Here is a 20,271-nt window from a genome sequence, read left to right on the forward strand (position 1 = left end):
GACGGGCTACTTATGACCGGTTCTTATTCTTAGCCTCGTCCTCTCGCTTCTTTTTCAGGACTTCGTCAGTCCCGACCAGCTTTTTCGACCCGCCGGGGATCGCTGTGGACACCACGGCAGGCGGGTCGCTTGCGGGGAAGGAATCCTCAAGGCCGGCCTGCAACTGGTCTTCCAAGGTTTCCGGCTTTTGCGACCGACCAGGTGTCCTTCGGGTTTCAGTTTCCTCCAGCGGCTGCTTCATATCAGGTGAAGAACTAACCTCTCGAACACAGGCATAAAGCTGTTCGATGGCAAATTCCTTCAGTGTTTCGAAGTTGGCCCTATTATCATCATCACGCATTGCCTCGATCTGATCGACCATGGTTTTCTCGAACCGGTCAAGGCTATCGGCTCCGCAAGCCTGGCAAAGGCGCAATAATGCTTCTTTGAGCATTTTCGGGCCAAAGTAAGCCGACGCTTCGAGCTTGAGCCGTTGCAAATCCTCTGGAGTTGCCGCCTGAAGTTTTGACATATGCAGCCCTTTCGCCTGATGAGCATATCAACGGCAATTATCGGCAGATGTTCCATTCATCCGGCACTGATGCATAGCTCTTGTTCAGCGAGCCGCCTATCACCGAGCCACCCGATGGATCCACATCGCTGAAACGCAGACTGGTCTGTAGACGCGGCAACCGGCGGTAACGGCGTGCGACCGCATTTGCAGCGGCAGGTGTCTACCTTCGTGCTCGGCCGTCTTCGAGTTCGAGCGTCGAATCGAAGTAGGTCATCCAGCGCGTATCGTGGGTCACAACGCAGATCGCGACATTGCGACTATCCGCCAGATGCCTGAAGACCTTCATCACCATCTCCGCCCGCGTGCCATCCAGCGCAGCGGTGGGTTCGTCGGCCAGAATGACAGTGGGATCGTTAGCCAGGGCCCTCGCGATCGAAACGCGCTGCTGCTCGCCGCCGGAAAGCCGGGACGGATAGTTGGAGCCGCGATGCCCCATGCCCAACGCATCGAGCAGCCTCGCGGCTCGCACCTGCGCCTGCTGTCGGCCGACATCGTTGACCTGCATGGCGATGGCGACGTTCTCGGCCGCCGTGAGGAAAGGGATCAAATTCGCCTTCTGGAATACAAAGCCAATTTGGGTCCGCCTGAAGGTCCGCAGCTCGTTGAGCTTAGCACCGGGACGCGAAATTACCTTGCCGTAGAACCTCTCCCGTGGTCGGAGCCTCCAGCAGACCGGCGATCATCAGCAGTGTCGTCTTGCCCGAGCCGCTCGGGCCGACGATGCCGCTGACGGCGCCGGGGCTCAAGGTCAGCGAACCTTCAGCCAGCGCGGTGACCGGAGAGCCGCCGCTCTCATAGACTTTGCTGGCGCTGCGGACCTCCAGCGTGGCGAGGCGGCGCTGCGACATCTAAGCGCCGCCGGGTCCAATTGTGAAATTGGAGCATCGAGGGCGATCCGCCATATGTGGACATCGAAGCCGAGAACCGGCGTCGCCCGCCCGCCATCGTCTTGCAAGACAACACCGCTCTGCTTCTCTTACATGTTCCTCGCCGACCGAAGAGCGCGGCGTGGCGTCGGCTCGATCGACGCCAATGGTAGCTGGTGATGAGCCATTAAGGAACGCTAGCAGATTTTGCCCCAGCTCAGGATAGAGGTAAGCGCGCTCTTGGCAATGCATCCGGGTTGTAGAAAGCACCGGTCAAGTGCCGTGCCAGCAAGTGAGAAAGGAACCTTTTCTGAAACACGCCGTTTGCCAGTAGGTCGTTCCATTAGCGACCAGTAAACAACGGAAAGGTCTTGTCATGAGTTACAAGATGATCTGTTTAGGCGCGATGGCGCTTTCTATGGTAAGCGGCGTTTCTCTTGCGGCAGGCACCGAAACAGGCACGTCTGCCTTGGATGACCCCGCAAAGATGGAGCCGTTCTACACGGACTCCAGCATGACGACTCTGCGGTCCGACGACGAGTTCACGGCAGCTTGGAAAGCGCTGACGGACGAGGACCGCATGGCAATGACAAAAGTCTGCGATGAGGAGGCGGCAAACGCCAACGCCGCCAACACCCACCCTGAATTCTGCAGCAGTGTCAAAAAGCTCGGCGGTGGTAGTAACTGAACCATGGAAGGCGGGCAACGGCCCGCCTTTTGATTAGCGACTGTGAGGCAGGAGGATGGATAGCCGCGTGGGGGTGGGCTATTTTAACGGGTCGCTCCGCCACTCACGGCCATGCGAATGCCCAGACCAATGATAAAACAGCCGGCGATGCGCTGCTGCCAGAGCCGCATCTTTGGTTGCTTCACGACCCACTTCGGAGCGGAGCCCCTGGCAATCCCTCGCCGGGGCTCCGCAAGCCGGCGGCATAGGGAATTACGCGGCCGCTTGAAGAGCACGTTGGTTGACACCACCCTCGCCTAGACCCGTCAGCGCTTCGTCCGTCGCGACCTCTTCCTTGAGCGTCTCTTTGAGAAGGGCAGCAACATCGGCCTTTCCCATCTGTTCTGCCCAGGCGATAAGAGTTCCGTACCGGGCGATCTCGTAATGCTCGACGGCTTGCGCCGCTGCTACCAGTCCGGCATCGAGCGCAGGAGCACCTTCATAGTCTTCGAGTATCTCAGAGCCCTCTTCAATGATGCCGTCGATCGCCGGACAGGTCTTGCCCCGTGCTGCCTTGCCGAATTTCTCGAACACTTCCTCGAGGCGATCGACGTGACCTTCCGTTTCCATACGATGTTTTTCGAAGGCAGCAGTCACTTTTTCCGACTCCGCGCTTTTGGCCATTTTCGGCAGCGCCCTCAGTATCTTCTTTTCGGCGTAGTAGAGGTCTTTGAGTCCGTCGAGGAACAGGTCCTCGAGACCCTTGGTTGCCGCTTTTGCGGCTTTCTTCGTGGTTGCCATGGTCGTCTCCCGCTGGGGTTGGAGCTAGCCTCCTTAAAATATGAAGGCGTCCGATAACCCCGCCGGTCGGCAACAAGTTCCCTGACGATCCGGGCCGCTGGGAAATTTTTCCGAAGCTTTGGGTCGCACGGGTGCTGCAAGGCTTACTCTGGTGAGCGGAGGCGCGAGGAAATGGTCGATATCGCACGAGCTTCGCTCGCTCGCCTTTCGGGCCCGTGCCCCGGTCGGCCCGCGCTCAGGAGCCGCGAGCTCCTTTTCGGCAGACCATGCGCTTAAGCAAAATCACCGACGAGGGAACTGTTCGCATCGCTTCGGATGTCGCAGCCATCGGCTCAATCGATCCGCCTGATACGGCCCTTTTCGAGACGGAACACTCCATCCTGCCCGCCCTGCTTCTCAAAATCGGTAAGCAGATCGTCCCATGTACCCAGGAATTCGCCGCAGTCGTCGCAAAAGATCCGGTCGTCAGGACCGGCGTCGGCCGGAATCCTCAGCCTTATTGTCAGGCAATAAGGGCACTCCAACTGGTGGTTGAGATACTGCTTGGTCATGGACGATGGCGAGAATGCACTGGAAATATGGCCCCTGCAACCTCGCTCGCGCTGGTCTGACGAGCTCGGTCAGAAATGTACAGCGATAGGGGGCATCACGGCGATTGTTGCGATCCGGGAATAACGAGCGCGCCTTCGTCAGGGGCCGAATATTCAAAGCCGATGAAAAACGCAGCAAGAATTAGCGCGCAGATAATTGCAATTGCTGCCAGTGCGGTTCTGGACAACGGCTTACGCGGTTCCCGATCTTGCAACACTGAACCAGTCCGCTCTCGGTTCGAAGACGAAGGGGGCAAGGCAACTTGACCCATTATATGCCGTCTTTGGTCGGAGGCCAACCAGACTGAGCCGTTGGGGGAATGTTGTCGGATGTCAACTCTCCCCGCTTGAGTTTTCTGATGGCTTCGTCGGCTTCGATCTCATCCAGCCCGGAAAGCCGCCTGCGGATGTTCCGTGGTCATAAGCGTTTTGCGATCTTAATTTTGACGCTCATGAGCCGGCGCAAATGGCACAGGATAGCACGGGACAAATCCGACAGTGCAAGACGATCGCATCAGCCTAAGAGGTTAATCGGCCGCTTTCTTTGGCGGCTCCCGGGTCGCATGCGTGACGACGGTATAGCGCGTAATCGGACCCTCATCGGGGTCTTCTCCTTGAAAGTGAACGTCCGCGTTCACCGGTAGCCGGCTGGTATTGCCGAACTCCTTAACTGCGGACGCACGGACGAGTTGGATGTCGGGGTCCTGCTTCATAATTTTTATTGCCGCAAGCTCGGCAGTACTGCTGCCGCCAATGCGCCAGCTGGCTTCGAGCACACCGGATCGCCAGATACCCGACGAATCGACGCCCTGGCCGATATCGTAATTGCGCCGCGAGGCGAAAAATCCAGGATACTCAGCCATCGCCGCGTCATAGGCCCTCGCCTGCACCGTTGCCAAAGCTAATGCGCGAGGAAGTCGAAGGTCTTCGAGAGCTTCCCATCCGCCGCGCATTACAATGAGATCGGATCCGCCATAAACGGATTGTCCCGCATTATCGGTCGTCGTCCTTTGAGTGCCGTAGTAGGCGATCATGATTTCATCGATCTCCGTTCTGCCTACGCTCAGCGTGACGATGTCACTAAGGTCCGCTTCGAGCACAAGACCGCACTCGTCCAGGTCGGGGGAGCGGTATTGCTCGAGCAGTCTCTCGACGTCAGCAACCGTGCGAACGACGTGCTGGTCTTGGCCTCGCGAGGAAAGCGGTGGCTTAAGTCGGGCCAGCCCGAGCCTCAGCAGACGTTCCGCTGCACGCAGCGCATCGGGTCGCGAAAATACGGTGTAGCCAGGCAATACTGCTGCGCTGACAGTTCTGCCGAAGCCGGTTGACCATTCGTTCGGTCGCTTGGCCAAGCCGTCGACCAGTTCATGGGTTATGGCCTTGGTCATTGCGAAGCGCCAAGGCACCACGCCGCCGAAGAGGTCTTGCGGCCCGTTGATACCCAGCCGTGCCGCATCAGTGGCAAGCAAGCTGTCGTCCGGCACGAAATACAAGCCCTCGTCGTTGCCGCTGCTGTTGACTAGACCCTGCTGGAAGGCAAATCCCTTGAGGCGCGCAATCGTGCGGGCAACGGCAGCCATAGCTTCCCGTTCGTGTGCGTAGAGAGGCTCGCAGCCCGGCGCGGAGAATGCGATCACGGTCCCTTTTGCTTCGCTCGGCTGACTGCCTCTGTGCTCGGTCATGTTGCTCGTTCTTGGGGTGCAACCTCATTATGGCCGCGGGTTGCCGATGTTTCGGCCCGCGGCTCAGTCCGACCCAAGAGAACGCGCAAGATGGCAGAAACGTTCAGCCTGACTTGGCCGGCTCGCCGTCTTCTGCGTCCTTTCGAACGATATACGTCGGGAACCGGTACCCGGAGCGCGCGATTAGAGAGGTAGACGTAAGGTCCAGGTCGTGTCTGAAGGTGACCGCATAGTGGCGAAATTCGAAAACAGTATCGGATGGATCCGGTGACGTTGCTGGTTCAGCCGCGCCTGGTCAACGACCCCTTCTCGGATGCGGGGCTTCTTCTGGATTTCCGATTCGGCAACCGGGCGATGCTCTTCGACATTGGTGATCTGTCGCCACTTTCGCCGCGCGAAATCCTGCGCGTCAGCCACGTATTCGTATCACATATGCACATGGACCACTTCGCCGGCTTCGATCGGCTGCTGCGGTTATTTCTATACAGGAATAAAACAGTGCATTTCTTCGGCCCGCCTGGGTTGACCGAGGCCGTGCAAGCCAAGCTCAACGCATACACATGGAATCTCCTCGACGAACAGTCCCACGACTTCATGATAGCCGCCTGCGACTGGACGCCGGCCGGATTTCGTCATTCCCGCCTCTTTCGGGCGCGATCGGGCTTCACTCGGCAGGATACGGCCTCAAATCCAGCCGAGGGAAATATCCTGCTCAACGATCCCGATTTCCTTATCGAAGCAGCAATGCTCGACCACGGCGTTCCATGCCTTGCATTCGCGTTTCAGGAAAAGATCCGGGTCAACGTGCAAAAACCGCAGCTGGAAGCATTGGGTTTGCCTGTCGGACCGTGGTTGAGCGAAGCCAAGCGTGCGGTCCGGCGCGGAGCTGATCCGGAAACGACGCTCGCCCCAACCGCGGATCGACATATCTCGGTCGGCGAGCTGCTCGGTGCCGGAGCCCTGAGAACCGGCCCCGGACAGAGGATCGTCTATGCGACCGATCTCGCATTCAACGAGGCAAATCTTGCGCGTGTCGTTGCGCTTGCGCACGGCGCTAACCAGCTGTTTATCGAAGCGGGCTTCCTGCAGGAAGATCGCGAGCTGGCCGCCGCGAAGCGCCATCTCACGGCAGCCGAAGCCGGCACGATCGCCAGGCTTGCCAGTGTTGAACATGCCGTGCCGATGCACTTTTCGCCCCGCTATCTCGGACACGAGGGCAAACTGCGTGCAGAGTTCTCGGCACATCTAGGGGTCGGAAGCCCTTCTCAACCGGGACGATGAACACCAACATCTAGGCAACAGCCGGGATCACCCGCGCTTTTCGATCACTTGTGTTGAAGATCCCGGTGGGGCGGTTCGTCGACGTCGGCGTGCAAGGATGGCGGAAAGGGTGACCGGGCGAAAATCCCAGCTGTCGACGCCCGTGTCGTACTGGCGCGTAACCGGGCTTAGTCTGCCGTGGGAATGGCCATGCAGATCGATCGATTTCTTGCCGATCTGATTCCAGGTGCGAAAAGGATAGTGGCAAAGGATCAGCAACCTGCCGTCTATCGTCAGCTCCTTATAATGTTGAGTGCTGGCCCAACCAGCGGCGCCGACGGTTGCTGCGCCGTCGTTGTTGCCGATAATCAAATGCTTCCGGCCATGAAGCGACGACAGGAGCGATGAAACGAATTCGGCCGACCCCTTCGCAAAGTCGCCGAGATGCCAGACCTCGTCGTCCGGACTGACGGTTTCGTTCCAGAGTGAAATCAGTGTTCGATCGTGTTCTGCCAGCGAGCCGAACGGGCGACGATCGATACGCAGAATGCGGGGATCGCTGAAATGTGTGTCGGCCGTGAAATAAATCATGGTCGTTCACAGCCTTGCGGACGATATCGACCAACGAGCCCGAATTTCGGCATGCCGTCATCGAGCCTGTCGAGCCGGATGAGATAGCGCGCCGTCGCGCTCTGGCCACCTCTGCTTGTGTTGGGAGAGCCCGGCGGCTTTGATCAAGGGCAGTGGCAAGTCCGACGGCAATTAACATTTGGGGTGGCGACAAAGATCAGACGCGGCTAACATATTGCCGCTTTGGAGAGTATCGTGCGAACGAAACGTTTCAGAAAGCCGATTGTTGTTCAACCTGGCCGGATCGATCGCGACAGGGTTGTTGTCTCGGTCTCCGACGCGGCTGAGGTGGTGCTGAGGGACTGGCCGACGCCAGCGTCCAAGACGCGACTCGCCGCAATTGAAGCCTGCCTTGCAGTTATCCGCGGCGAAAAGCCGCCAAGGGTCGCGCGCCAAGCGTTCATCGTCGCGGCCAAGGATGCGAGGATCCTGCTCGGCGAAAAAATCTAGACCTGCGCCGTCAGGCAGAGCCTCGTTCAGGCAACTCGATCTCTTCCTTGACCTGCTCCTGCAGATCGTCACGCGCGCTTCGCCTCGCCAGGTGCTGAAGTCGAGTTGCTCAGACAATCGCTCGATCCCAACCGCCATAGTGTTGGTCGCTGCGCGTGCCGCGCGGCAGGCTGAGCACGATCAGCGCCAGACCGATCGTAACGTCCGCCGCGATCGCCGTGGTTCCACCGCCGGCGAGCACAAAAGGTGAGACCGCGATCCACGCACCGAGCACGACATTGAGGAAGCGCACAGGCCGGACAATTTCGGCCATGGCCGTGACTGCGACCATGATAATGAGACAGCCGACGACATGATCGCTGAAGTAGAGCGGTGGTTGCGTGCCAATGATCAATGGCGTCGTCATCAGCAAGGCGCCGAGCAGCGTGCTCGCTACCAGCGTCCATGGGAAGTTCACGCCGCCGGTGACAAATTCCTTCAGCACCTCGAAAACCGGACGGTCGAGGTCGGCCCCAGGCGTCTGGTTCTCCGACAGCGCCGGTCCGCCCATCCAGAAGGTACGCCAGAACGGCTCGCCCGCCCTCGTGGCGCCCCAGAGATACTGGATGGTCGCCAGCACCTCATCGACCGAGTAAGGGATCAGCACCACCGTGACGGCGGCCTGGAGGATGCAGAGCGTGCACAGCGCGCCAATCAGCGGTGGCTGGATGATGATGAAGGAGACGCTGACCACGCCAAGGGGAACGATCAGCAAGCCGAAGAGGAGTACCATCCACGGCATGGTGCGCCAGCGCCGGCGGTCGCCGATCGCGCCGGCGAGGATATCGAGGCAATAGGCAAGCGCGCCGAGCCCGGCATCGGCGATTGGGAAACCCTTCGAGACCCATGACGTCACCACAACCTCGCTGCCGTTGCGCACCGGTGCGCCACCGGGGTCGAAGAACGGATCCCACAGCCCATCCGCGTGGCCCATCTGGAAGGCGGCGAGATAGCGCGACACGAATAGGCCGACGAAGGCCAGCGCCACGATCGGAATCCGCTGCGTGAAGGTCGATGGCGAATAGGTCCAGCCCAGCGGAATGTCGTCGTCGGCCGCCAGCGCGCGGCGGCTGATGCCAGGGGTCGGCGGGATCATCACTGCAAAGGCGACGATCAGCATGCCGACGAGCGTGTCGGTGGCATAGGCGGCGGCGCTGGTCGTCCAAAACAGCAACGGCGCCAGCATCACCCAAACTCCGAGCGACGCCGTGATCCACTGCACCCAGCGCCAGCGTCGGGACATGCCCATCAACGCAAAGATCGTCACCAGCAGGCCGGAAACGATCTCGCTGACGCCGAGGCTGGCGTTGCGCAATTGCGGCTCCGCGACAGCGTGCCCCAGAGCGGGTGGCATTGCGGCTGCGACGGGATCGAACAGGCCAACCGTCATCGGTGATGTGACCAACCACAGTCCGAACGCAGCGTTGGTCATCGGCGCCCAAAGTGTCCTGGACCGATGCCGTTTTATCGCCGCTTCGACGTCTTCCTTGCTTCGTTCGAGCGGTCCCTTAAGTCGCCTTTCGGCCTGCTCGATCTCGGGACCCGAAGCCGCGACAACGGGCGGATCAAGTTTGTTGGCCGCGTACCAGTCTGTGGGGTCCTGGTTCAGCCGGCGGATCATCTCCGGCAATGTGTCCAACAGGCTGTGTCTAGGCGCCCAGCCCAGCAGAGCTTTGGCCCGCGAGATGTCGATCTCGTAATGATCGTCCGAATTCTCGATCATCCACGGTTCGATGTCGGTGTCCTGATCGAGTACCTCCGACTGCACCCACGCGCCCAGCTTCGTCAGCTGCTTCGGCAGCGCCAGGGTCCGCCAGTCCTCGCCATGGATGAGCCGGCCGATGCGCTTCTGCATCTCCTCGTATGACGGTGTGTCTTCTTCGCCGATCAGAAGCACGGTCTCGGCCGGAAGTTCGGCGCGCCGGTCGACGGTACGCACCACCGCATCGACGAGATCGTCCTTGTGCAGATAGGGCTGGCCGGTGGTGATATCGCCGGCGAACAAATAGGCGGTCGGCAAGCGCTCGAAGATGCGGGCAATCTGCTGGGCAATAAAGGCCGCCCGGCAGTCTTCGTCATAGACGCCGGCGAGCCGCAGGATCACCGTCTTGATTTCGCCGCGCTCCCTCGAAATCAGCGCCTCGGTTTCGGCTTTCGATTTTGGGTATGCCCAGGCCGGGTCGAGCGGCGAGTCCTCATTGATTTTCGTGCCCCTCCCCGGGCTTGGGGCATGGACGAGAAGCGTGCTGGAGAACACGAACTGCTCGGTCTTGATCGCCGTCAGCGAATGCAGGAGCCGGCGCGTGCCCTGCACGGTGACGGCGTCATATTTCGGATTGTCCTTGCCGGTCGTGTCGTAATAGGCCGCGAGGTGGATGACCGCGGCGATGCGACCGCCGCGCTCCCGCGCTGTTTTCACAGCCCTACTCACGCTCTCATCGGAGGTGAGATCGATCTCGATCGTCTCCATGCCGGCGGGGGGATGCTTCGGTTTTGCAACATCGAGGCCGATAACCCGGTAGCGGTCAATCAAACCTCGCGCAATCGCCTGCCCCAGGAAGCCGCTGCTTCCGGTGATAAGGACCGTCGGAAGGGGCGCGCCGTGATTTGCCATAAGTCAGGCCCGTTCGCGTTGGAAGAGAGGCCCGATGGCGTGGTGCGCTTCGGCCTTCCTCGGCTCGCTCAGCACCTTCGAACTGGATTCGTTTTCCTTGTATGCATCGAGTTTTAGGCTGCCCAGGATCATTGCCTCGGCCCTTGCGGAGGCGCGAGATGCTCGAGGAACCATCGCGTGGCGTGTCTGACCACTTCGTCCATTGTGCCCGGCTCCTCGAAGAGGTGGCCGGCACCGTCGATAATGATCAACTGTTTCTCGCCTTTCAGCGCGGCAAGGGCACGCTCGTTCATCCCGATCACCGGCCCGTCCAGGCCGCCGACCAGCAGCAGTGTCGGGGCACGCACGGCCGGCAACGCGTCCATCGCCAGATCGGGCCGGCCGCCGCGCGAGACGACAGCCGCGATACCTGCATCCGGGCGTGAGGCGGCCACCAGCGCGGCTGCCGCGCCAGTGCTTGCCCCGAAATAAAGTGGGACAAGCCTTCTGGTTCGTGCTTCCGCAGCCGCCCAATGCGTCGCCAGCGCGAGCCCCGATGCAAGCAGGTCAATGTCGAAGACATTTCGCCTGTCGCGTTCCTCGATCGACGTCAAAAGGTCAACGAGAAGGGTCGCCAGTCCGGCCTGCCGAAGTGCGGCGGCCACGTGATTGTTGCGCGGACTGAGCCGTCCACTTCCGCTGCCATGAGCGAAGATGACGATGCCTTGCGCACCGTGCGGCACGCCCAGCAGCCCAATGAGCCCGTCGGGCTCGATCCTGACTTCCTCGACCTCTGTCATGGCGGATGCCGGCATCTTTACACTCCAAAGGGAGGATCGCCTCACAGGCAGAGGAACTGCGCCTCGCGCCCACTCAGGGCGTTAAACACTGGCATGCCGGAAATGTTTCCGAGTCAGGCCAGAAAAAATATGGCTATCCCATCGGGAGCGACGGATCTGTTCCGTCCGTCTATTCGGAATTGTGGGCTCCCTCGGCGCAACGCTCTCCGCGGCCGAGCCTCAAGATTTGTTTGGCATCAATTGGTCTAGAGCCATTGTCGCCAAGCCCGATGCAGCGTTCGATTGGCCACTCCGCAGCGAAGCGAACTTGGTGCAGCGTCGCACTCGCCGGGCTCGCGATTTTCAGGTAGCGCCTCTTGTGGGTGGCTTGTCCGTGTCGTTCCATTCCGCCTTGCGTGCCCGCGCTTCCTCGAAGATCAGCTTAAACTCCCGCATCATTGCGCTCTCAATGGCGAACGCGCTGCTTGGCAGGGCGCCGGGGTCTTCCTGATTGTTCTGGAATTGAAAACGGGCCTCCAGTTCGGCCCATATTCGCTCGGAAGTCGCGTCGCGGCCGGCAAGCAGCGCGACGACCAGCGCCAGAGTCTCTCGCTGGGCGTTCAGCCGCCCCTCGATCTCTTCATTCGTCAACCCGGACATGTGGATCACTTCCAGTTTCAGGCGAAACGGCAAAATCGCGTCGTTGTTCCGGAGTTCAGCTCGTCGGCTCGCCCGAATCGCGGCCTATTCTTCCCTGAATGCCCGTTGGATTTGGTTCGCCAAAGGTTTCACGAGATAGGACAGCATGGTGCGGCTGCCGGTCGAAAAGAACACCTCGACAGGCATTCCAGGCGCCAGGGCCAGGCCCTTGAGCCTGGTAAGCTCTGTGCGCGGTAAAACAACATGCACGGTGTAAAAGCCAGCGCCTGTTTTCTCATCGACATTGAGGTCGGCGGAAATCTTGCTGACGGCACCATTCAGCTCCGGCGTTGTTTGCTGATTGAATGCCGACAGCCGCAGCGTCGCGCTTTGCCCTAACGTCAATTGATCGATGTCTTGGGGTGCCACGCGCGCCTCGACGGTCAGGTCGTCTGTCACAGGGACTATCAGCATGATGAGCTCGCCCGGAGAAATAACGCCACCGACCGTGTGCACACCAAGCTGATGAACGACGCCGGTCTGCGGACTGCGTATATCGATCCGCTTGAGCTGATCTTCGGCCGAGACCTTGCGCTCGACGGATTCAGAGATCTTTGCCTGGACGTCACGCAGTTCGGTCGCCACCTCGCTGCGCAAATCCTGGTCGATCTGAATGATCTGCAAACGGATTTCGGATGTACGACCCTTAGATTGCGCTATGGCCGCGGTCAGTTGCCCGTGCTCACCTTTGAGCCGCACGGCATCGCGTTCAAGCGCAGTTATGCGATCGATTGAAACCAGCTTGCGTTGCCAAAGTCTGCGCATGCCTTCGAGCTCAAAGCCGATCAACTTGATTTCCTGGCTCTTGGCATCTCTTTGCTCGGTCAAGCCGGAAACTTCTTCGGCAAGCTGCGCAATGCGCTCTGCCAACTGGGCCTTCTGGCCGGCGCGTGCCTGTCGGCGAAATTCGAACAGCGATTGCTCGCCGGCCATCGCCCGACCGATCTCGGGGGCATCCTGGCGTGACACTAGCGAAGCTGGAAAGCTGATGCTTGCTTTGCCGTCGCGCTCGGCCTCGAGGCGAGCCAGGCGCGCCTCGAATTCGTCCAGGCTCTTCGTGACGATCGCCAAATTGGCCCGGGTGATCGTCTCATCGAGGCGGATCAAAACCTGGCCCGCCTTCACGGCATCGCCTTCCCGGACGAAGATTTGACCGACAACGCCACCCGTCGGATGCTGCACCTTCTTAACGCTGGAATCGACGACCAGCTTTCCCGAAGCAATCACGGCCCCGGAAATCTCGGTGACGGCAGCCAAGCTTCCGGCCCCACCAATCAGAAGTATGCAAGCTGCGACCCCACCAAGCAGATAGCGCCGAATGGTCCGGTCAATCGCGGATGCAGTGCGTTCTGCCATCAGGATGCAGGTTCTTCAGGGCCAGAGACGACCTTCAAGGGAACGCCTGCTGGGCGAGTTATCTTGTTCAAGATCTCATTCTTCGGGCCAAAGGCCTGGACCTGGCCGTTCGCCATCACAAGAATCTGATCCAGGCTCGCCAGCGCACTCGGCCGGTGTGCGACCACGATGGCAACACCGCCTCGCGCGCGCACGCCCTGGATCGCCACCGTCAGTGCAGCCTCACCCTCCGAATCGAGATTGGAATTGGGCTCGTCGAGGATGACGAGGAACGGATCGCCATAGAGCGCCCGTGCAAGTGCAACCCGCTGCCTCTGGCCGGCCGAAAGTGCCGACCCGGCCTCGCCGACCCGCGTCTCGTAGCCTTCCGGCAGATGGATGACGAGATCATGAACGCCGGCCGCGCGCGCGGCCGCCAGTATCTTGTCCGATGGCGCTTGCGGTTCGAAGCGCGCGATATTCTCGGCAATGGTGCCGTCGAACAATTGCACATCCTGCGGGAGATAGCCGACATGCTTGCCCAGCTCTTCCGGCGACCACTGGTCGAGCGTTGCGCCATCCAGCCTGACCGTTCCACGAACTGGGAGCCATATGCCGGCAATCGCGCGCACGAGCGATGACTTGCCGGAAGCGCTCGGCCCCACAATGCCGAGGCCGACGCCCTTTTCCAATGCGAAGCTGGCGTCTTGCACGACCATACGACGCTCCCCCGGCGGCGTGACACTGATACTTTCGACCGAAAGAGCAGATTTCGGCGCAGGCAGCGAGACACTTGTCGCAGTTTCGGGAAGCAGGACCAAAAGCTGGGTCAAGCGGGCCCAGGCCTGGCGGGCGGTGACGAAACCCCTCCAGTGCGCGATAGCCAGTTCGATTGGTGCGAGTGCCCTGCTCATCATGATCGAACTGGCGATCATGATGCCGCCGGTCGCTTGCTGATGGATGACGAGATACGCGCCGATCGCCAGGATACCCGATTGCAGCATCATTCGCAGGATTTTCGAGATCGTTCCGAGTGTCCCGGCAAGGTCGCTCGCTGTTGCATTGGTGTCGAGATAGTCAGCATTGATCCCTGCCCAGCGCTCGGCGATGCGCGAGCCAAAGCCCATGGCCTGCAGAACCTCGACATTGCGGCGCGTCGCTTCGGCAAGTGTATTGCGCGCTGCCGCTTGACTGTTTGCCTTTCTGGCGGGCTCTCTCGTGCGAATTTCGGCAAGCAATGCCAGGCTGAAGAGAATGACCACGCCGGCCAGCGCCGTCATGCCGATCCAGAAATGGAACAGGAAGCAGATTGCGAGATAGAGCGGCATCCATGGCAGGTCGAAAAGCGCGGTCGGACCGGCGCTCGACATGAACGATCGCACCTGGTCAAGATCACGCAAGGATTGAAGGCCGTCGCCTGCGAGCTTGGTGCGCAGCGGCAAACGCATGAGGGCGGCATAGACCTGTCCGCTCAAGCGCGCGTCCAGCGCCATGCCGATGCGCACCAGCAAACGCGACCGGATGAGTTCGAGAACGCCCTGAAAGACGAAAAGCGTGCCGGCAAACACGGCAAGCCCGACGAGCGTCGGCACGCTGCGGCCGGGTATGACGCGATCGTAGACCTGCAGCATGAAGAACGAGCCGGTCAGCGCCAGAACATTGACGACGCCGCTCATCAATGCAATTCCTGCCAACGCTCGCCGAAACGCGGCCAGAACCGCCGCGAGTGTCGTCCGCGGCGGTTCAGGTGGAATGGGATGCGACGTCGGCTTCAAATCAGTTCCAGTTCGGTCTCAGGCAGCAATGACCGCGCCCGAAATCAGGCCTGATGACGAACGTGGCGGTGCCGAGCCCATCTGTCAAATGTTAGATAATCCAATCTTGCAACGCATAGGCATGGATGTAGTCGATCTGCATTTCCGCAGGCGTCGCAAGCCCGTCGGCGGGCGCTCCCGCTTGGCCACCAATCCCCATATTCACCAGCATATACATCGGGTCATGCATGTCGGCAGGCGTTGCGGCACGAGCGACTTCGACGTCGTCGAAATACCAGACGAGTTCGTCTTCTGTCCAAAGCACGCCGTATGTGTGGAACCCTCCGGTATCCGAGGTATAGGCAGTCGAGCCCACTGTTGTATGAGTTCCCGTCGCGTTCGAGTGGCCTGTCAGAATGAGCTTGTTTGGATCCTGACCGAACATCTCTATGACGTCCAGTTCCGGTGGCCAGGAGCCGTCCTCCGGGAGAAGCCAGAAGGCCGGCCATGCACCTTGTTTTTCGGGCATATCGGCCCGAATCTCAAAATAGCCGTAGGTCTGCGCGAAGGATTCGTAGGTCGTCAGCAAACCTGACGTGTATTGGTAATTATTTATATAGGGCCGGATCGCCTCAGGAGCCCGGGCGGCGGTAATCGTGAGAACACCGTCCTCAATGCTGAACGGATTGACGGACCGTGTCGGGGCGTAGTCGGTATCGATGTACCATTGAAGATCGTTTGTGGTCGTGAGCGTGCTGCCGTTCGCGGCCCCCCACCAGTAGTTCGAATCCCAGGTGCCGCTCGAGCCGTTCCACAGGTCCAGCGTGTCGAACTCGTCCGAAAAGGTGAGTTCCAGAGCCGACCTGTCCACGCCCAGCTTGAACTGGCTTGCGGTGAAATCGCCGATGGTCTTGTTGGCGAAGACGAGAAACTCGCTATCGGACAGATTAAGTCGGACGTTGGCTCCCGACTGGACCATGTTGGCGCGCACCTCCTCGAAGGAGGTGAAGCCGTAGCTCCCGACGCGAACGGTATCCGTCGCGCCAAGGTCCAGGATCAGATCACTGCCGTTGCCGGGGTTGACGACGAAAATGTCCGCCCCGGATCCGCCCTTGAGCACGTCATCGCCCTTTAAGCCGTCGAGCGTCTGTTGGCCGGAGCCGCCGCTAACGATGTTGTTCAGCTCGTTTCCGAAAGCATAGCGTTTATCGCCGGTGACCGTCAGGTTCTCGAAATTCGTTGGGAGCTTATAGCTCATCCAAGTCGAGATGGTATCCACCCCCTCGCCGGACAGCTCGACCGCTTTGTTTTTCGAGGAATACAGATAATAGATGTCATCGCCCTTGCCGCCACGCATTGTGACGGTGACGCTGCCGTCCCCATACATCGAGTCGTTGTATGTGCTGCCATAAAGTGTTGAGCTGGAACTCGTCGCCGAATACCACTTTACGGAGGAGCCGCTGTAGGGAAGTGGAACGCCCTTGGCGTTCAGAACCGTGGCCATCGCGGTCTTTTCTCCTTTGTCTCGCTGGATAGCAGCCCTAACATCAATCAAGGGCAAAAGGAGCCAGTACTTTTTCACTTTCCAGTTCGGAAGGTTACCAAATGGTTATCACGTAGTGGGAGCACTTGCCGGGGAGCTTCACTGCCTCGAGTGCATAAGGTTGGGCCACTGCAACATGATCGAAGATGCGGTGAGGCAGATCGAGACCGACCCTCACCGCATTTCGCATCTCGAATAGCATTACCGCTGACCGGTGAGAAGAACTGCTAGTAGACTTTGAAAGCGCCCGCATCGGCTCGTGCATCCACATCGGTGATCAGCATGTGCCCCGGCGATACCGTGATCGAGGTCGCGAGTTCGGCACGAGCAAGTGCATCCTGTGCGGTTACGCTGCTGGCCCAGAATACAGGGACCTCCCCGTCCATGATTTTGACTGCATCGCCCCAGTCGGGAGCCATCAAGTCGGCTACTCCGATGACCGTGGGATCTCCGACATGGATGGGAGAGCCGTGGGCATGCGGGAAGCGTGCGGTAAGGGCGCGAACCCTGTCGACATCGCAACGGCTTATCGGACGCATCGAGACGACCATTTCGCCGCCAAATGGTCCGACGCGATACGTCTTGATCCTGGTTCGAAACTTGGGTGAGGCCTTGCCGCAGCCGATGCGGCTCAGTTTCTTTTCGGCAAGTGCAGCTTCGACGGTCAGCGAGCTGCCGAGCGCGAAAGCGGCAAAATCATCCTGCCACAGGTCGATGATGTCCGTCCTCCGACGGGTCAGCTCGCCGAAATGATAGATGTTGTACTGGGGGGCATCGGTGCGGATGTCGATGTCGCCCAGCGCTGGGATCAATGGGCTGCCGGCGCGATTCACGCCGACCAATGGACAGGGTTTCGGGTTGCGGATGCAGAACTGGTGGAAATCGCCGGCAAAGCTGCGGGGCACAATCACAACATTGGCCTGGAGCTTGCCGTGCGCCAGCCCCCCTGTGTGCCCCTCATAGGCGCCCATTCTGACAAGCCTGCGCAGCCTGTCCGCATCGACCAGTCGCAGGTCCTCGAAGATCGGTGAAGTGGTCAGGCGAGCCATGGCTTCCGAGGGGGTATGCGCGTTTCAGAGACAAGTCGGGAGGCGTAAGATCGTTGGCGGCTCGGCTGCTTGTCAAATCGTCAGAATCTTTCCTCAACGATAAATTGTATTTATTGGCCGGCCAACGATCGCTTCATTTAGGACCGACGCCTGCGCAAATCTGCATGGTGTCATTAACAGCTGCGGCAGCCGATCGCTTCTATCTGTCGGCCTGCCTCGTGCAGGAAGCCAAGGTCTCGGTTCATGTAGAAGAGCAGGAAAGCGGCATAGAGTACAAAGACGAGGCTAAACACCAGCGTCTTCACGATCAGCGAAAGCGCAAAAACATTCAGGTGCGGTGAGGCGCGCGCCAAGAAGGCCAGCACAATGTCGGACAAGAGCATGCTGATGATGAGCGGAAAAACGAGGGTCAATGCCATCATCAGAATGCGGTTCAGCAGATCGAGAAAGATGCCGGCTGCATCCTTGCTGAACACAGGCAGAAGTTGGTCGATCGGCCACAGGCCATAGCTGTCGTAGAGACTGGTCAAGGAAAGTTCGAGGCCGCCGGCAGCCAGGTAGATCGTGACCATGATGACGGCGAGCAAGGTGCCGGTGGCACTCGTCTCATGGGTCATCATCGGATCGATCAGAGTCCCCATGGTGGAGCCCCGCTGCAGGTCCAGGATATCGCCGGCAGCCTCGGCCGCCCAGAACGGTATGCCCATCGCCAGCCCGAGCGTTACCCCGACCACGACCTCCTTGAGCATGTACACGACGATCATCGTCGTCGCGATGTCAGTGTTCGTCAGCTTGTTCACGATCATCGGAAAGACCGGAACCGCCAGCGCCAGAGCAACGCCGTTGCGCAAAAGGCCCGATAGCGGCACACGCGAAAAGAGCGGCATCAGGAGCATGAATCCGGTCATGCGTGCGAGCGCGAAAGCTCCGGCCAAAAGATAGAACTGAAGCTCTTTGACCGACGCGAAGAATGGTTCGACCGGCATCTGCGTGCCTCAACGCGTGACGACGGGGAATTCGTCCAGCGCCGTTGAGGCCTGCTCGGCGATCTGCTGGCCAAGCAGCGGGCCGAAGACGATGATGACTAGCAGGATCACGACGAGCTTAATCGTCTGCGGCAGGGACTGGTCCTGAATTTGCGTCAGCGCCTGGGCAAGCCCGACAAGGATGCCGACGGCCATCGCCGCGATGATCGCTGGGCTCGACGCGAAAAGCACTGTCAGAAGCGCGCTTTGGACCTTCGCCAGGATGAAGTCATTGCTCATGCAAACCTCCTAGCGGCGTCAGACGTAACTCAGGATGAGGCCGTGCATCAGCCGCGACCAGCCATCTATGGCGACGAAAAGGAACAGTTTCAGCGGGATCGAAATGAGGACCGGCGAGACCATGATCATGCCGAGCGTCATCAGGATGTTCGCAACAACGATGTCGATGATGAGGAAGGGAAGATAAAGCAGAAAGCCGATTTCAAACGCGCGCGTAAGCTCGGACGCGACAAAGGCAGGGACTAGTATCGAAAGATCGTCGTCTTTCAGATTTTGACGTGCCTGTTCCGGCCACAGGCGGTTCGTTCCGTCAAGAAAGAACTGCCGCTCTTCCGGCTGCGTGAATTTGATGAGGTGCTGCTGTAATGGTTCCCTGACCAGTTGCGCCGCCCTGGCGAGGTCGTCCGTACTCTGGAACTGAACCTGCCCTTCCTGAAGCCGGCCCGTCATCTCGCTCAGCAACGGCGTCGTGACATAGACCGTAAGCACGAGCGCTATGCCGTAGAGGACCAGATTGGGCGGCATCTGCTGGACGCCGAGCGCATTGCGGATGAGGAACAGCACGACCGAGATTTTCAGGAACCCGGTCATGGTGACGACTGCCAGCGGCAGCAAACCGACGAAGCCGACGGCAATCAGGATCCCAAGCAGGTTGGGCGAATTGTCAAGCATTGTCGAACGTGCGGGCGACCCGCACGCCCAGGCTCTCCCCAATCCGCACGATCTCGCCACGGCCGACGCGTTTACCATTGGCGATGATGTCGACCGTCTCCTTCGTCACATTGGCGAGCGGAACGATAGCACCGGGCGCAAGCTGCCTTACCTCGCCGAGAGGCATTGCCGTGCGGCCGAGCTCGAAGGCAAGCGTAACCGGCAGTTGGTCCAGAGTTGCCTCTTCCAGTGTCTGGTCGGCGTGCGGCGGCGGGTTCTGATTCATGGTCCACTCCCATTTCGATCCAGCGATTGCAGTCGGGGCGGCAAGCAGTTGCAGCCCGCTGGCAGTCAGCACGGCCGGGGCATAAAGGCGCTCGGCAATGACCAATGCCGCCTCTTCCTCTTCGTCATCGAAAAGCACTACATCGCCAGGTTGCAAGCTTTTGAGATCACCATGGCTGATTGTAAGTGCGTAGCGCCAAAGGCAGACCGGCAACGGGAATTCCGCAGGAAGCGGGGGTCTTGCTTTGCCGATCGCGTCGAGAAAGCCCCCGGCCCGCACCGCCAGATCGACGCTGTCGGTGTGCAAGGCGCAACCTATGGTTTCGTCCTTGCCGCTCAGGACGAAAGCCAACGCGGTTTCGTTCAAACCGGTATCTTTTGTTTCGACCGACGTGATGGCGATCGTCTCGCCCAGCTTGCTCTCGATCCATTCGAGATCTTCTTCGAATACGGATTCCAACAGCAGTGCGGCATGAGCGGGTGCCAGTCGTTTCACGTCGATCAACTCGTCAGCCTTGGCAAGGCCCCGTTCGACAAGAGAAAGCGGCAGGCGCAATTTGCCCGCCGTGTCTGCGACTGTGAACGCAATCGTGCACAACGGCTGGTCCACAGGGTTCGGTGCCGGCCAGACGGCCGCGAGCGCCATGGTTTTCCCGGCAATCGTGATCTGCGCGGGAGCACGACGGCGGTAGAAGGCGTTCAATGCCTCAACCTCCCCAGCCGCAACAGATTCCAATGTCAGCGGCTCGCCAACGCTCGAGCGTGTGCGTCTGACCGGTT

General features: G+C 59.9%; 21 protein-coding genes. 3 read left to right on the forward strand and 18 right to left on the reverse strand.

Annotated elements, in window-relative coordinates; translation table 11 throughout:
* Positions 1-10 precede the first annotated feature (10 nt).
* The 3 genes from AC0L3I_RS06035 to AC0L3I_RS06045 all read right to left on the reverse strand — a co-directional run bounded on the left by AC0L3I_RS06035 (position 11) and on the right by AC0L3I_RS06045 (position 1,401).
* Positions 11-511 carry a hypothetical protein gene (locus AC0L3I_RS06035; RefSeq protein ID WP_473485016.1) on the reverse strand — a complete coding sequence of 167 codons (501 nt, stop codon included), beginning with the start codon at positions 509-511 and terminating at the stop codon, positions 11-13.
* 202 nt (positions 512-713) lie between these two features.
* Positions 714-1,181 carry an ABC transporter ATP-binding protein gene (locus AC0L3I_RS06040; protein ID WP_473526503.1) on the reverse strand — a complete coding sequence of 156 codons (468 nt, stop codon included), beginning with the start codon at positions 1,179-1,181 and terminating at the stop codon, positions 714-716.
* Positions 1,162-1,401, reverse strand: coding sequence for an ATP-binding cassette domain-containing protein (locus AC0L3I_RS06045; RefSeq protein ID WP_473526288.1), 240 nt, complete (start codon positions 1,399-1,401; stop codon positions 1,162-1,164). The genes AC0L3I_RS06040 and AC0L3I_RS06045 overlap by 20 nt, the downstream gene beginning before the upstream one ends.
* Before the next feature lie 394 nt (positions 1,402-1,795).
* On the opposite strand from AC0L3I_RS06045, the gene AC0L3I_RS06050 reads away from it, so the two are divergent.
* Positions 1,796-2,107 (forward strand): hypothetical protein, encoded by a 312-nt coding sequence (locus tag AC0L3I_RS06050; RefSeq protein WP_473485012.1) that lies wholly within the window; start codon positions 1,796-1,798, stop codon positions 2,105-2,107.
* A gap of 252 nt (positions 2,108-2,359) precedes the next feature.
* Here the strand turns inward: AC0L3I_RS06050 and AC0L3I_RS06055 are convergent, their stop codons facing one another.
* From AC0L3I_RS06055 to AC0L3I_RS06065, 3 genes are all read right to left on the reverse strand, one after another.
* Entirely contained in the window at positions 2,360-2,887 is a 528-nt protein-coding gene (locus tag AC0L3I_RS06055) for a YciE/YciF ferroxidase family protein (RefSeq protein ID WP_123148981.1), read from the reverse strand.
* Positions 2,888-3,219: 332 nt separating this feature from the next.
* A complete protein-coding gene (locus AC0L3I_RS06060; RefSeq protein WP_473485010.1) occupies positions 3,220-3,438 on the reverse strand; it encodes a hypothetical protein in 219 nt (72 codons plus the stop codon).
* 566 nt (positions 3,439-4,004) lie between these two features.
* Positions 4,005-5,159, reverse strand: coding sequence for a DUF3182 family protein (locus AC0L3I_RS06065; RefSeq protein ID WP_473526289.1), 1,155 nt, complete (start codon positions 5,157-5,159; stop codon positions 4,005-4,007).
* A 258-nt stretch (positions 5,160-5,417) separates the two neighbouring features.
* On the opposite strand from AC0L3I_RS06065, the gene AC0L3I_RS06070 reads away from it, so the two are divergent.
* Positions 5,418-6,440 carry a ribonuclease Z gene (locus AC0L3I_RS06070; RefSeq protein ID WP_473526290.1) on the forward strand — a complete coding sequence of 341 codons (1,023 nt, stop codon included), beginning with the start codon at positions 5,418-5,420 and terminating at the stop codon, positions 6,438-6,440.
* A 27-nt stretch (positions 6,441-6,467) separates the two neighbouring features.
* Here the strand turns inward: AC0L3I_RS06070 and AC0L3I_RS06075 are convergent, their stop codons facing one another.
* On the reverse strand, positions 6,468-7,010 hold the full coding sequence (locus AC0L3I_RS06075) for a metallophosphoesterase family protein (protein ID WP_473485004.1): 543 nt from the start codon (positions 7,008-7,010) through the stop codon (positions 6,468-6,470).
* A gap of 234 nt (positions 7,011-7,244) precedes the next feature.
* Here AC0L3I_RS06075 and AC0L3I_RS06080 point away from each other — a divergent pair, with 234 nt between their 5' ends.
* Positions 7,245-7,499 (forward strand): DUF982 domain-containing protein, encoded by a 255-nt coding sequence (locus tag AC0L3I_RS06080; RefSeq protein ID WP_473526291.1) that lies wholly within the window; start codon positions 7,245-7,247, stop codon positions 7,497-7,499.
* 109 nt (positions 7,500-7,608) lie between these two features.
* Here the strand turns inward: AC0L3I_RS06080 and AC0L3I_RS06085 are convergent, their stop codons facing one another.
* The 11 genes from AC0L3I_RS06085 to sctQ form a co-directional block, all read right to left on the reverse strand.
* On the reverse strand, positions 7,609-10,152 hold the full coding sequence (locus AC0L3I_RS06085) for an NAD-dependent epimerase/dehydratase family protein (protein WP_473526292.1): 2,544 nt from the start codon (positions 10,150-10,152) through the stop codon (positions 7,609-7,611).
* A 128-nt stretch (positions 10,153-10,280) separates the two neighbouring features.
* Complete coding sequence (locus tag AC0L3I_RS06090; RefSeq protein WP_473526293.1) at positions 10,281-10,946, reverse strand: dienelactone hydrolase family protein; 666 nt, start codon at positions 10,944-10,946, stop codon at positions 10,281-10,283.
* Positions 10,947-11,273: 327 nt separating this feature from the next.
* On the reverse strand, positions 11,274-11,603 hold the full coding sequence (locus tag AC0L3I_RS06095; RefSeq protein ID WP_473526294.1) for a hypothetical protein: 330 nt from the start codon (positions 11,601-11,603) through the stop codon (positions 11,274-11,276).
* A gap of 51 nt (positions 11,604-11,654) precedes the next feature.
* Positions 11,655-12,965 carry an HlyD family type I secretion periplasmic adaptor subunit gene (locus tag AC0L3I_RS06100; protein WP_473484994.1) on the reverse strand — a complete coding sequence of 437 codons (1,311 nt, stop codon included), beginning with the start codon at positions 12,963-12,965 and terminating at the stop codon, positions 11,655-11,657.
* On the reverse strand, positions 12,965-14,719 hold the full coding sequence (locus tag AC0L3I_RS06105; RefSeq protein WP_473484992.1) for a type I secretion system permease/ATPase: 1,755 nt from the start codon (positions 14,717-14,719) through the stop codon (positions 12,965-12,967). The genes AC0L3I_RS06100 and AC0L3I_RS06105 overlap by 1 nt, the downstream gene beginning before the upstream one ends.
* 91 nt (positions 14,720-14,810) lie before the next feature.
* Positions 14,811-16,202, reverse strand: coding sequence for an endo-1,3-1,4-beta-glycanase EglC (gene eglC, locus AC0L3I_RS06110; protein WP_473526295.1), 1,392 nt, complete (start codon positions 16,200-16,202; stop codon positions 14,811-14,813).
* 266 nt (positions 16,203-16,468) lie between these two features.
* Entirely contained in the window at positions 16,469-17,290 is an 822-nt protein-coding gene (locus AC0L3I_RS06115) for a D-glutamate cyclase family protein (RefSeq protein WP_473526296.1), read from the reverse strand.
* A gap of 173 nt (positions 17,291-17,463) precedes the next feature.
* Positions 17,464-18,276 carry a type III secretion system export apparatus subunit SctT gene (gene sctT, locus AC0L3I_RS06120; RefSeq protein ID WP_123148992.1) on the reverse strand — a complete coding sequence of 271 codons (813 nt, stop codon included), beginning with the start codon at positions 18,274-18,276 and terminating at the stop codon, positions 17,464-17,466.
* Positions 18,277-18,285: 9 nt separating this feature from the next.
* On the reverse strand, positions 18,286-18,555 hold the full coding sequence (locus AC0L3I_RS06125) for an EscS/YscS/HrcS family type III secretion system export apparatus protein (RefSeq protein WP_065006905.1): 270 nt from the start codon (positions 18,553-18,555) through the stop codon (positions 18,286-18,288).
* Positions 18,556-18,573: 18 nt separating this feature from the next.
* Positions 18,574-19,227, reverse strand: a complete 654-nt coding sequence (gene sctR, locus AC0L3I_RS06130) for a type III secretion system export apparatus subunit SctR (protein WP_473484984.1) — start codon at positions 19,225-19,227, stop codon at positions 18,574-18,576.
* A complete protein-coding gene (gene sctQ, locus AC0L3I_RS06135; protein WP_473526297.1) occupies positions 19,220-20,194 on the reverse strand; it encodes a type III secretion system cytoplasmic ring protein SctQ in 975 nt (324 codons plus the stop codon). Before sctQ ends, sctR begins: the two co-directional genes overlap by 8 nt.
* Between the last annotated feature and the right edge of the window lie 77 nt (positions 20,195-20,271).

Source organism: Mesorhizobium sp. WSM4840 (genome assembly GCF_055811755.1).

Bases quoted from the DNA above. Each gene is read 5' to 3' on its own strand.
- AC0L3I_RS06065 (WP_473526289.1), bottom strand. From the start codon at position 5,159: ATGACCGAGCACAGAGGCAGTCAGCCGAGCGAAGCAAAAGGGACCGTG.
- sctR (WP_473484984.1), bottom strand. From the start codon at position 19,227: ATGCTTGACAATTCGCCCAACCTGCTTGGGATCCTGATTGCCGTCGGC.
- AC0L3I_RS06100 (WP_473484994.1), bottom strand. From the start codon at position 12,965: ATGGCAGAACGCACTGCATCCGCGATTGACCGGACCATTCGGCGCTAT.
- AC0L3I_RS06055 (WP_123148981.1), bottom strand. From the start codon at position 2,887: ATGGCAACCACGAAGAAAGCCGCAAAAGCGGCAACCAAGGGTCTCGAG.
- AC0L3I_RS06045 (WP_473526288.1), bottom strand. From the start codon at position 1,401: ATGTCGCAGCGCCGCCTCGCCACGCTGGAGGTCCGCAGCGCCAGCAAA.
- AC0L3I_RS06075 (WP_473485004.1), bottom strand. From the start codon at position 7,010: ATGATTTATTTCACGGCCGACACACATTTCAGCGATCCCCGCATTCTG.
- eglC (WP_473526295.1), bottom strand. From the start codon at position 16,202: ATGGCCACGGTTCTGAACGCCAAGGGCGTTCCACTTCCCTACAGCGGC.
- AC0L3I_RS06060 (WP_473485010.1), bottom strand. From the start codon at position 3,438: ATGACCAAGCAGTATCTCAACCACCAGTTGGAGTGCCCTTATTGCCTG.
- AC0L3I_RS06085 (WP_473526292.1), bottom strand. From the start codon at position 10,152: ATGGCAAATCACGGCGCGCCCCTTCCGACGGTCCTTATCACCGGAAGC.
- AC0L3I_RS06115 (WP_473526296.1), bottom strand. From the start codon at position 17,290: ATGGCTCGCCTGACCACTTCACCGATCTTCGAGGACCTGCGACTGGTC.
- AC0L3I_RS06050 (WP_473485012.1), top strand. From the start codon at position 1,796: ATGAGTTACAAGATGATCTGTTTAGGCGCGATGGCGCTTTCTATGGTA.
- sctT (WP_123148992.1), bottom strand. From the start codon at position 18,276: ATGCCGGTCGAACCATTCTTCGCGTCGGTCAAAGAGCTTCAGTTCTAT.
- AC0L3I_RS06035 (WP_473485016.1), bottom strand. From the start codon at position 511: ATGTCAAAACTTCAGGCGGCAACTCCAGAGGATTTGCAACGGCTCAAG.
- AC0L3I_RS06090 (WP_473526293.1), bottom strand. From the start codon at position 10,946: ATGCCGGCATCCGCCATGACAGAGGTCGAGGAAGTCAGGATCGAGCCC.
- AC0L3I_RS06125 (WP_065006905.1), bottom strand. From the start codon at position 18,555: ATGAGCAATGACTTCATCCTGGCGAAGGTCCAAAGCGCGCTTCTGACA.
- AC0L3I_RS06070 (WP_473526290.1), top strand. From the start codon at position 5,418: ATGGATCCGGTGACGTTGCTGGTTCAGCCGCGCCTGGTCAACGACCCC.